An 11,960-nucleotide genomic window follows, 5' to 3' on the forward strand; every position below is an offset into this window, starting at 1 on the left:
AGAAAGCACAGAATTTAGAATTGGCGATCGCATCTTACACTGCTGCTTTGGAAGTATACACCCGCCAAGCGTTTCCCCAAAACCATGCTGACACATTATTCAACCTGGGTATTGCTTACCAAGATGCACAACGGTTGACTGAAGCTTACACAACTTTTCATTCTGCTATTGAAACAGCAGAGTTATTGCGGGGGGAAATTGTTTCTGGCGATCAAAGCAAGCGCAAGCAAGCAGAAGAATGGAACAAACTTTATCGTCGCATGGTAGAAGTTTGTCTGGAGTTGAAAAAATCTAGCGAAGCAATTGAATATATTGAGCGTAGCAAAACCCGTAACTTGGTGGAACTGTTGTTTAGCCCTGACTTCTACCCCAAACTCGCAATCTCTGAAGAATTTAAAAATCAACTCCAACAGCTACAGCAGGAAATCGAAGAAGAAAAGCGTCGTATAGAACAAGCAGAAAAATCCAATCTCCAAGATAGCGATCGCACCCAGTTGAATCAGTTGCGTCAAACGCGAGAACAACTAATCACAAGAATTATCGGCTTGAACCCCATCCGCTATGACGAGATTCACAATCTGCTAGATAAGGAAACTGCCATTATCCAATTCTATATCTTTAATAATTGCTTTCGCGCTTTCATCATCACCCGCTACAAGGAACAACCAGAAATTTGGCAGTCGGAACCTCAAGACTTAGAAAAGTTGGCGAATTGGATGGGTGAATATCTCCAGCTTTACTCTGAGGAGAAAAAGCGCTGGCGATTTTGCCTGAATGATAAACTGAACCAACTCGCTGAGATTTTACACATACCCGAAATTCTTTCTCTTGTTCCACAAGAGTGCAAGAAAGTTATTTTAATACCCAATCTTTTCCTGCATCTACTCCCTCTCCATGCTTTACCTTTATCTTTAGAAGAATCATCAGAGCAATATCTCCTAGATAAATTCCCCAAAGGTGTCAGTTATGCACCCAGTTGTCAACTTTGGCGCATGACTCAAAACAAAGCCAAGACATTATCTGACTCATTAAACTTCTCAAAATCTCCAGAGATGTTTCGCTCCGCTCAACATGACAATTCAAGCATTGTTGCAGGAGGTTTATTATTCAGCCACCTATTCGCGATTCAAAACCCCACAAAGGATTTAGAATTCACCGACATCGAAGTTGAAACAATTGCTGCTGCATTTCACCCACGCCACATCCTGAAAAAGAATCAAGCAACAGCACAAGCTTTATCAGAACCAACAACCGCCGAAAGTTTCCGCAATGCAAACTGGCTGCATTTTTCTTGTCACGGCTACTTCAACTTTAACCTTCCTGAAAAATCCGCTTTACTGTTAGCCGCTTCTGACATTTCTCCTCTCGCCGCAGATGCAGAAACCTCCCGTTATTTGCGAGTCTCTCGTGACACGGAAATTGACTTAGAAAATTGTCTCACTCTAGAAGATATCTTCCAATTAAGTTTACCTAACTGTCGTCTTGTCACCCTTTCTGCTTGCGAAACTGGCTTAGTTGACTTTCGCAACACCAGCGATGAATATATTGGTTTACCCAGTGGCTTTATCCGCGCAGGTGCAGCGAGTATCGTCAGTAGTTTATGGGCTGTCAATGACTTTTCCACAGCTTTGTTAATGATTAAATTTTATGAAAACCTGCAAACTGTAACTCAAAATGTGCCTTTTGCTCTTAATCAAGCACAGCAGTGGTTTCGTCGAGTCACCCAACGAGAGTTACTGCAATGGCTTGATGGGAAAACAGATATGAATGCTGAGCAAAAACAGAAAGTTAAACAGGAATTAGAAAAAAGGAATAAACCAGAACAGCAACCATTTAAACAGCCAGTTTTTTGGGCAGGTTTTTGTGCCATTGGAGAATAATCAACTTCACAAATAGGAGAAATCACTATGGAACCAGATAACATCATCGAAGCTTTTATCCAAGTCGTGAGAGAACAAGATTATGTGTTTTCTGAGGATGCTATCGCCGATTTACCCACACTGCAAAAAAACCTTGCTGCGATAGAAGAAAATCTTTCCTCACAAGCAATTGCAGAAGTGATTCGTCAGTGGTATCTCAACCATGAATCTGTGATAGATGCCATATTTGACAAAGAATCAAGAGAAATTAGTAAAGTCGCGAAGACAAAACCGCAAAGCCAAGAAAATACTTTGGAAAATCGTTACCGGATTTTGGAAGAGGAAGTGCAAAAATTACAACAGAGAAAGAAATAGAGTTTCTCGTTCCTAGCCTCCGGCTGGGAATGCATTGTTTGAGGCTCTGCCTCAAAACTGATAAACTGGAGGCGGAGCCTCATAGAATGCATTCCCATGCTCTGCATGGGAACGAGAGATGCAGAGCATGGGAACGAGAAGAGAACGAGAAGGGAACCAGAAAGGAGAAAATATTACAAACTGAGTAGCAAAACCTTACATGAAAATTTATGCTCCCAATATTCACCTCTTTGCTTTTGCGCTTTACAAAGGTGCAAATGTAGATCCCACTTCTGTGCAAGCTGATAAGATTCAACTGTGGCAAAGTGCTGATAACATAGTCCACACCACCCTAAATCAAGATTTACATCTGAGTCAGCGCATAGATATTCACAAAGAACCGGGAAGTCTCCGCGTTGATTTGCTCAAAGACTCAGAAGTCAAAGACGGTAATTCTGCTGTAGATGTAGAGGGAAAAATCTCCTTTGACACGCAACAAGTTGTCATCAAAGGATTGGTTTCTCCCTTGCGACTTCATGACAGCTACGGTTTATGGCTCAATTTACGTCGTCCAGAAAAAGAAGATGATACACGAACGGAAGATGTCGATATTGATTTCTTGAGCAAGTTAAATAAAAATAATTGTTTCACCTTAGAAAAAGACAAATTCTTTCTTGGACAAACTTTATTAATTACCGCTTGGCTGACAGGCGCGAAAGACGAAAAACTTCTTCCTGAAATCGCCCAAGAATGTCTAGAAGCCGTTTTTCCTAATCCATCTCAATGCCCGCCTTTTAGTCGTCAAGGAGAGTTATTCGGGAGTCCAATTTTTGAATATGGCTTGTTTAAGTTAGCAAATTATCAACACGTTCTCATCTGGTTATTCCGGGATAGCAAGGCAGATGAGAATTTTAATCTATGTTATCAAGAACTTTTAGATTTGTTCTTCTTTCGCACCAAGGTTGTCAAGGCTTATCAAGACAGTCGCATCACTTATCACGCTGTTGCTTCAGCCTATAAAGAGATTGAAAACGCAATTGATAAGTTACCTAAGAAAGATGAATACGATGAAGTGACAACAGACGAATTAAAAGACTTAAAAAACAAGTTGAAAGAATTACCGCAATTAGCTTTGAAATATACTCGCTTGCTACGAAATTTAGAAGATTATCAAAATACAATAGTCATAAATGAGTCTAATTATTCGGAAAAGTTGCAACAAATTGGTGGTATAATCCAAAATGGTGACTTACTATTTTTAAAAAGTTTCAGCCAGGAGAATTCTCCTTTCTTCCAAAAGCAAATACAAGCAGATTTGGGATATTTCCGTCACGGTTCTAGTTTGTTGGAGCAAGCACTTGCCTCAATTCGCGGCATAGTAGAAATAGAACAAGCCGAACGCGATATTCAACAAGCCGAACGCGATCGCTCTTTGGAAAACACCATCCAAATCGTGGGTGTGGGGTTAGGTGCAGGTGCGATCGTTTCTGGCGTTGTCACTCAACACATCGATAAAATCAACCAACCCCTAAGTGCCATATCTCCTAACAACCCGCCCCACCCCTTTTACGCATCCTTATTATTGAGTATTTTGGCTACCTTATTTTTTAGCGCTTTAGCTTGGCTTTGGACTAAATGCAAAAACTAGTAGATCAACTCCCTTCGAGAGAATTGTTTTCTCAAGCGTGCTTATCCGAACTGTATTGAGAATATTGAGAGTTTACGACTTGCTTATCAGTTCGGCTTTTGACGACTTTTGCAGGAACTCCTAAAGCCACTGAGAATGGAGGAATATCTTTAGTGACAACTGCTCCTGCACCAATAATACTGCCTTTACCAATAGTCACGCCATCTAAGACAGTTACAGCGTGTCCTAGCCAACAGTCATCCTCAATGACAATTCCCTGGCGTGTAAGTCCTTGGTCTTCAATATACTGGGTTGGGTCATCAAAAACGTGATTGTTAGCAAATATTCCTACATGTGCTGCAATCAAACACAATTTTCCTATTTTAATATTTCCAGGACCAGTCAAACAAACATAAGGACCGATAAATGTACCTTCACCAATATGAATACAAGTATCTTTCATCGCTCTAATGTCGATGCCACGCTCAAGGGTGACTTTATCTTCAAGACAAACACTATTGTTTGAATGCCCTGTCGCATTTATACTAACACCCTGTAGAACTTTTACCTCGTCCCCAATTTTGATAGACCAGGTATTCATAAATTTAACACCGTCTTCAATGTAAACAGAGCGACCAATGTGGGCAAAAATATTACGATATAGTAAAATTCGTAAATTACTACCCACAGCCCTAGTGGGAATATTAACTAACAGGTTGGTCAACAAACTTTCTGCTACACGCTTCCACCGCGAAAAAATATGCTTGCTGTTCATTGCAAAACCACACTTCATGATAAATGATTGACTACTGACCGGAATGCAGCATTCTCAACAAGACCTAAAAAACCGGGTTTCTAAACGAAAAATTAAGGCTTTTAAGTGTCATCTTTTTCAAGAAACCCGCTTGTTTGACCCTGGTGCAAGATATAAGACTAGAAAGATTCTTAATAGAACATAAGAGATTTTAAATTTAGTTGATAAGTTTATCTAACAGAATAAAAAACATGTGTTATATGTTACCATCATTCCTCAAGAATATCTTTATGAAAACATTAATGTTTGATTAACAGGCTTTTCGTCAATGCAAAGCCTGTTAATCGCTGTTATGTGTTATTCTCTGGTGTTCACCAATGGTTTGCGATGGCGGCTTTTAATCACTTTTGCGGGGACTCCCACAGCGACAGAGAACGGAGGAATATCTTTAGTCACAACAGCTCCTGCACCAATGACACTACCCTCACCGATAGTAACTCCATCTAAGACTACCACACCATGTCCTAGCCAGCAGTCATCTTCTATGACAATTCCTTTGCGAGTAATCCCTTGATATTTAATTGGTTCAATCGGGTCTGCAAAATTATGATTATTTGCATATATTCCAGTATTTGCTGCAATCAGACACCGCTTACCAATTTTGATATCTCCAGGTCCAGCAATACAAACGCCAGGACCAATGAAAGTTTCTTGACCAATCTCTATGTATGAATCTTCCAAACACCCAATACTAACATTACGCTCAATGGCGACTCCATCGTTCAAATATATTCTATTGTTTTGGTGTTCTCGTCCATCTATACGAGCACCTTTAAAAATAAATACCCCATTTCCTACTTCAATACAAGAAGCATTCATAAATTCAACACCCTCTTGAATATAAACAGCTTTACCCATACGAGCAAAAATACTTCTATAGAGTATATTACGCAGTTTTGATCCTAACAGAATTGTGGGTAGAGCGCCTAGTAAACTAATAACTAAAAGTTCTTGGAAGCGCTTCAACTTGGAGAAAAATTGCTGTCTATTCATGAATACGTCATCCTTATGTAAGGGTTATTGACAAAAAATGAGTTTGTATGAGCTTGATAGCAAACCGTGTTTCAGGACTTTGCGTTTCTACTGATGTTGATATTTATGATTCCATCAAGTGAATTTGGAGCCACTTCAAAAACTCCCCATAGTTTCCTCGTATTTGAATTTGAGTCATAGGAAACTCTTGAGTCCAGGTCTTGTCAAATCCTCAAGTTAGATACACGATACATAGTTTTTTGACAGTTATAAGTACACAGTTATTAAGAAACAGTACACAGTACACAGTGAAGGAGTCAGGAGGAGCCAGCGCCGGGGTGAGGCAGCGCGGTCTTGGGGGTTCCCCCCATGAGCGACTGCCGAAAGGGTTTCCCGACTTGAGGCGTCTGGCATTCAGGAGTCAGGAGCGGAGCCACCAGCCCTTCGGGTTCACAGTCGCCTGTTGTCGGGAAACCCTACCAAGAGCGCTGCTTCACCGCTCCGCCTCCGGTCAGAATTCTTTATTTCTTCCTTCTGAATACTGAATTGCTGTATTCTGCATTCTTCTTCAAACTGATAACTGATAACTGATAACTGATAACTGTTAAATAGTCTCAGGGCTTTTGTCATTTTCGCGCTTCTAAGCTATAGCGTAAGACCGTTGTTTTAAGGATTGTTTTTGAACGTTTCACATGTGTAAAGACGTAGCATACTACGTCTCTACAAAGTTATTGTTATTGGCATCTTTTTATTATAAACCAGATTGAATTATATTCTTTCTCAATTCACAAAAACACAAATTTCTCTCAAGCTGAACAATTTCTACCCTAGGTCGTTTGAAAAACTGGGAAATAGAATTAACACAGCTAGTTGTATAATAATTATAATAATATCAAGTCAAAAAAGTTATTTGCTGGCGTTTAAGTATATATACTCTAAGAAAAGATAAAAAATGAATCTCATCATACTAACAAGGTTTCTCTCTCATTTCCTCCCCTTGTGCTTGAATATGAGAAACAAATCTGTAGAAGCAAATGTCACAAAGTCTGTCAATTCTGCGAGAAATTTGCTCAAAATATCCGGAATACGGTTGCTTCAGTTTGTATATTAATTTTATTTATTCATATATAGATTAAGATGTTTACCTTTGATAAGGATTGCCTTGTCATATTTAGGACTCTAGCGCCATTTTGGTACAACACGAGTGTTGAGGAATAGCGACACAATGCTGCAAACGCAACAACTCATACATAATCGCTATCAACTTAAAGAAAAATTGGGTGAAAATGCAGGTCGTCAAACTTGGTTAGCGCAGGATTTGTCAGCACAAGAGGATGTTGTGGTGAAATTGCTGACTTTTAGCGACCAGATGCAGTGGGAAAACTTGAAACTCTTTGAACGAGAAGCACAAGTTTTGAAACAGCTGAACCATCCTCGCATTCCTGAGTATCGTAATTATTTTTGCATTGATGACCAGTTACTCTACTTCGGATTAGTTCAAGAATATATTCCCGGTACATCACTCAAGCAACTCCTGACTCAAGGTCAAGTGTTCACGGAACTAGAAGTTCGCAAAATTGCTGCTCATATCCTAAAAATTCTGATTTATCTACATGCTTTGAGTCCTCCCGTGCTGCATCGAGACATTAAACCTAGCAATTTACTACTGGGTGAGGAGGATTCTCATATTTATTTGGTTGACTTTGGCGCAGTACAAGACCGCGCTGCAAGAGAAGGTGCCACCTTCACAGTAGTGGGAACTTATGGTTATGCACCACTAGAACAGTTTGGCGGAAGAGCAACTCCAGCATCTGACCTTTATGCTTTGGGAGCAACATTGATTCATTTACTGACGGGTGTTTCTCCAGCAGATTTACCTCAGAAGGATTCTCGCTTCCAGTTTTCTCACCTTGTCAAGCTCAATCCTGGGTTTGTCCGTTGGTTAGAACAACTGACTGAACCTAATTTGGAAAGACGCTTTAGTAATGCTCATGAAGCACTTGAAGCTCTGAGGGCTAATCAAAATGCTATCAAAGTCGCTAGCCCACGACTTCCTGAAAGTTGTATTTGGCTACAAAAATCACCAAGCCGCTTACAAATTAAATTTCCTATCCCTTGGTATAAGGTGATCAGTACCCCGAAAAATTGGCTTGGAGTCGGAGGGTTGGGATTTTTGTTATTTTGGCTGTCGATGATAAATGGTAGTTGGTTTAATAAGTTGTTTTGGTTGACAGGTAGTATTGTATTGGCGGCTTGGTGTATATTACCTGTCTTCGTGGAAACCAATGTCTACTTTGATCATCAGCAATTTGAAATTGAGGTGAAGTTACTGGGTTTTTGCATCAAACGACAGCGAGGAAATGTCTCAGAGATTGACAAAGTTTTTAAAAATGACTCTGGTGGCTATGACAATAAGAAAATTCCTGAAATTACTCTGGCAGTTGGCGTCGAAGAGTATTCATTTGGAAGATTGAATCCACCTCTTTCTCATGAGGTATGTCGTTGGCTCGCAGATGAAATCAAGCATTGGTTGGGACTTTAGATTTTGGGTTTTTGGTTATGGTACAAGAAGGTGGACAAGTACTTTGCATTCGCCAAGCGACTGGGCAAGAGTCTCGTTATCAACTCAAAGAAAAATTAGGGCAAAATGCTAGTCGTCAGACTTGGTTAGCAGTAGATTTGGGTACACAGTCTCAAGAACAGGTTGTTGTCAAACTGCTCGCCCTGAGTCCGCAGATGCAGTGGGATGAACATAAGCTTTTTGAACGTGAAGCTCAAGTACTGAAAAATCTCGATCATCCGCGAATTCCCAAATATCGAGATGACTTTGTTTTGGAACAGCAGGCTGGTTCGAGGTTTCCCTGGTTTGGGTTGGTGCAGAGTTATGTTCCCGGAACATCATTCCAACAATTGCTGGATCAGGGTTATCGGTTTTCTGAGTCACAAATCGAAAAGATAGCAACAGAAATTTTGAGCATTCTTGTCTACCTCCATGAACTCGATCCTCCTGTGCTACACAGAGATATCAAACCCAGCAATTTAATTTGGGGTGAGGACGAGCGAGTTTACTTGGTTGACTTTGGCGCAGTGCAAGACCAAGCGGTGTTGGAAGGTGCAACTTTCACAGTCGTGGGAACCTATGGATATGTACCGATGGAACAGTTTGCAGGTCGTGCTGTTCCCGCCTCTGACTTGTATGCTGTAGGTGCAACCTTGATTCATTTATTAACAGGAACATCTCCTGCTGATTTACCATACCGGGACTCCCGCATTCAGTTTGCTGATCGGGTGAGTGTCGATTTGGGTTTTGTGCATTGGATTGGTAAACTGACAGAACCAAATGTCACAGAACGGCTTAGTACTGCTCGCCAAGCGCTAGACGCGCTGAAGAACAGACACGCACTCACCCCTCCACTTACTAGTCGTAAGCCTACAGGTAGTCGGATTCAAATCAAAAAGTCTGCGGAGAAGCTAGAAATTAACATTCCAAAACGCGGAAAGAAAGCGTTCAAATTGTTCTATGTTATCGGTCTAATAATTCCTTTTATTTGGCACTTACCACAATGGATGAGTTTAGGGACAGCAGGACCGTATATTATGCTTATTTTAATATTATTGTTTGTCTTATTCCAAGCAATGGTGCTACCTGCTTTTAGACACACAGACTTGTATTTTGACCGTGAACATTTTGACATCCGGTGGAAGTTATTTGGTAATTGCTATTGGCGGTTTCGAGGCAAAACTCCACTCATTAGTAGAGTTTACGAAGAGATCGTGCAACGGGGTTCTGCACCTCGGGGTGTGACTATTGAATATGTTGCTAAATATTATTCTGATAAGCGGACGTTCACCTCCAGTCCTTTAGCTACTGTGGAACGTCATTGGTTGATTTCGGAGATACAGGATTGGTTGGGAGTTAAATAATTAAATCAGTACACAGTACACAGTGACCAGTGAACAGTGAGCAAGCAATTGATAACTGGTAACTGATAACTGGTAACTGATAACTGATAACTGATAACTGGTAACTGGTAACTGGTAACTGGTAACTGATAACTGATAACTGTTAAAGAGAATTTGTCTCAAGCAAGTGAGCGATCACTTGAGCTTTCGCTAGTTCTATAATCAGTCGCTGAGCTTGATGTTTATAGAGTGGTAAATGTAATGTTTCTGGTAAATTTCTCATTAAGTTTCTAGCTGTGTTGAGACTGCAGCCAGAAACTCGAACAATAACATTAGCTCCTTCAAACTGTGCCTCTTGTGTCAAAGCTCTTGTAATATGTACCTGCCAGTTTTTTGATGCAGCGCTTCTGACTCCCTGCTCAATCCGCTGTAGACCATCGCTTGTTGCTAATACTATCATGCGATCTGCGCTCCGCGCAGCAGCGAAGCTATCGCCTACAGCTAAACTAATATCCTCAGAAGGCATAAGCTTTGGTATTCCTGCTTCTTTTTGGTAAAGAATTGGAACGACTCCATAACCATAGGCGACTTCAGATAGCAGTAAGCCATTGAGCGTATCACCTGCTTCAATTTGGTATTCTGTAACCAAGATAGTTTTGTGATTAACACGAAACAGATTTATAATATTTTCTCCAAATGCAGCTCCAGCAAAAGCTTCAGCAACTACAGCGTAGACACACAAAATTTGAGCATTCGGTAAAAGTTCAGCTAAATTGTCACTTAACCCAAGACCTCTGGTGCGGATAACCAAATTGCTTTCTGGATTTGCATCATAAGCCATTAAGCTGACTTCCAAATTCAGCATCTCATCATTAGTCACCACAACGACGCTTTTTGCTGTCTGAAGATTTGCCTTAGAAAGAGACCCCTTTATAGAACCAGCAATGAGTGGCATCTTTGGTAAAATTGTCATATCAAAGTCTGTGTTTAGGCTAATGCCAACAAGGGGTTGGTTGAATTCTTGCAAAATCTCTGCGATTCCCTGACCCATCCGACCGAGTCCCACCACGACAACATGGTCTTTTTGAGGAACAGGTGGACGTCGCTTATTCAACTGAAATCTAGCAGCTAAAAGTCTTTCTGTTAGGAAACTATAGAGTATTCCCACCAATACTGTACCAGTGATTGTCATTCCCAAGCTAATCAACCGCAACCACAAGGGAACAGGAAGTGTAAAATTGAACCCACCAAACAAATCACCAAATCCGCCGAGAAGTAGCATGATTGAGGTCAAAAAGGCATCTACTAAGCTGATTTGAGGATAGGTCAACCGATACAAAATCGTTCCCAATAGTGATAAAACACTGACAATCACTCCGCAAATAATACCTATCTGCTTAAATCGATTCTCATTAGATTTCCGGAAAAATTCGGTAATTTGATGTTTTATAGTTAACCAGTTGAGTTCTTTGAGTGTTGTGAATAAGTGCCAAGGATTATACCAAGTATTTTTGACCTGTTTCTGAGAATTAGTAGAAGTTGGCTTGATAACCTCAATATAAACAATTGTATCTCCCGGCATCAGGCGTGAATCTGGTTCCCATTCATGGAACGCTTTGGATAAAGAAGCATCCCCAGATGTGTGATAGAGAATCCGACGCTTGTGAGTATTCAGTTCGTACAAGGCAGAGTTGTTGCACCAACGGTCTGTTGGTGATAAAGTACGTTTAACAACTTGCAGCCACTGTTCTTCTAAGTGAAATAATCCTAATATCTCTGTACCAAGAGCAGCAAGGGCAAAAGCTGGGGCAGGTAGTTGAGTTGGTTCAAAAGCAACAAAGTTCCCTAAATGTTGACTCAATAATTCATTGAGATTTTTTTTAGACGAACGAATCACCAAGCGGGTTTTGGGATTAAGTTTGCGCACCGCTAAAGCTGTCTCTGCATTGACTTGTTCACTACTAGTGACTATGATGGCGGCTCGACACCGCTGGATTTTAGCTTGCTCTAGAACACTAATTTGACGACAGTCACCGATAAGTAAGTTATCCAATAAATCCTGAAGGTGAGGAATTTCCCAGTCTTCTGGCAGTTTTTTATCAATCGCAATGACGCTGACTTCAAACTGTTTGAGGGCGACAACACAATGTTGACCTAAACCGCCGAGTCCGCAAACTAAAAATTGATCTAAGAGCACCTGAGGCTGTACCACTTGATGCACCTGTGTTAGTGGTTGTCAATATATATTTACAATTATGATTGATAATAGTTGTAATATGATGCCAGAAAAATTACTTATAAGATAAAGTTCGTTTGATTACTTCTCATTCACGAAGAACCTCACCCCGCCAAAGCTGCGCTATGGCTCCCCTCCCCGAACTCGCGGGGAGGGGATAAAGGGGTGGGGTGCAGTCAATGTGTATTGCCTGTC

The 11,960-nt window shown here is 40.7% G+C and carries 8 protein-coding genes; 5 read left to right on the forward strand and 3 right to left on the reverse strand.

All coding sequences use genetic code 11. From position 1 onward, the window contains the following. The 3 genes from DP117_RS33090 to DP117_RS33100 all read left to right on the forward strand — a co-directional run. A partial coding sequence (locus tag DP117_RS33090) for a CHAT domain-containing protein (protein WP_169222399.1) occupies positions 1-1,880 on the forward strand: 1,880 nt, incomplete at its 5' end. Between the two features lie 27 nt (positions 1,881-1,907). Then, positions 1,908-2,234, forward strand: coding sequence for a hypothetical protein (locus tag DP117_RS33095; protein WP_169222400.1), 327 nt, complete (start codon positions 1,908-1,910; stop codon positions 2,232-2,234). 199 nt (positions 2,235-2,433) lie between these two features. Next, positions 2,434-3,861 carry a hypothetical protein gene (locus DP117_RS33100; protein WP_169222401.1) on the forward strand — a complete coding sequence of 476 codons (1,428 nt, stop codon included), beginning with the start codon at positions 2,434-2,436 and terminating at the stop codon, positions 3,859-3,861. A gap of 31 nt (positions 3,862-3,892) precedes the next feature. On the opposite strand, the gene DP117_RS33105 is transcribed toward DP117_RS33100, so the two are convergent. Both DP117_RS33105 and DP117_RS33110 read right to left on the reverse strand, forming a co-directional pair. After that, complete coding sequence (locus tag DP117_RS33105; protein ID WP_169222402.1) at positions 3,893-4,615, reverse strand: acyltransferase; 723 nt, start codon at positions 4,613-4,615, stop codon at positions 3,893-3,895. 336 nt (positions 4,616-4,951) lie between these two features. Further along, entirely contained in the window at positions 4,952-5,647 is a 696-nt protein-coding gene (locus DP117_RS33110) for an acyltransferase (RefSeq protein ID WP_169222403.1), read from the reverse strand. 1,204 nt (positions 5,648-6,851) lie between these two features. Between DP117_RS33110 and DP117_RS33115 the strand changes: the two genes are divergently transcribed. Next, positions 6,852-8,168 (forward strand): serine/threonine-protein kinase, encoded by a 1,317-nt coding sequence (locus tag DP117_RS33115; RefSeq protein WP_169222404.1) that lies wholly within the window; start codon positions 6,852-6,854, stop codon positions 8,166-8,168. Between the two features lie 17 nt (positions 8,169-8,185). After that, on the forward strand, positions 8,186-9,550 hold the full coding sequence (locus DP117_RS33120; RefSeq protein WP_169222405.1) for a serine/threonine-protein kinase: 1,365 nt from the start codon (positions 8,186-8,188) through the stop codon (positions 9,548-9,550). A 142-nt stretch (positions 9,551-9,692) separates the two neighbouring features. Here the strand turns inward: DP117_RS33120 and DP117_RS33125 are convergent, their stop codons facing one another. Further along, positions 9,693-11,741, reverse strand: coding sequence for an NAD-binding protein (locus DP117_RS33125; protein WP_339381140.1), 2,049 nt, complete (start codon positions 11,739-11,741; stop codon positions 9,693-9,695). Positions 11,742-11,960: the final 219 nt, after the last annotated feature.

It is taken from the genome of Brasilonema sp. UFV-L1 (assembly GCF_012912105.1).
In the GTDB taxonomy this organism is placed as follows: domain Bacteria; phylum Cyanobacteriota; class Cyanobacteriia; order Cyanobacteriales; family Nostocaceae; genus Brasilonema.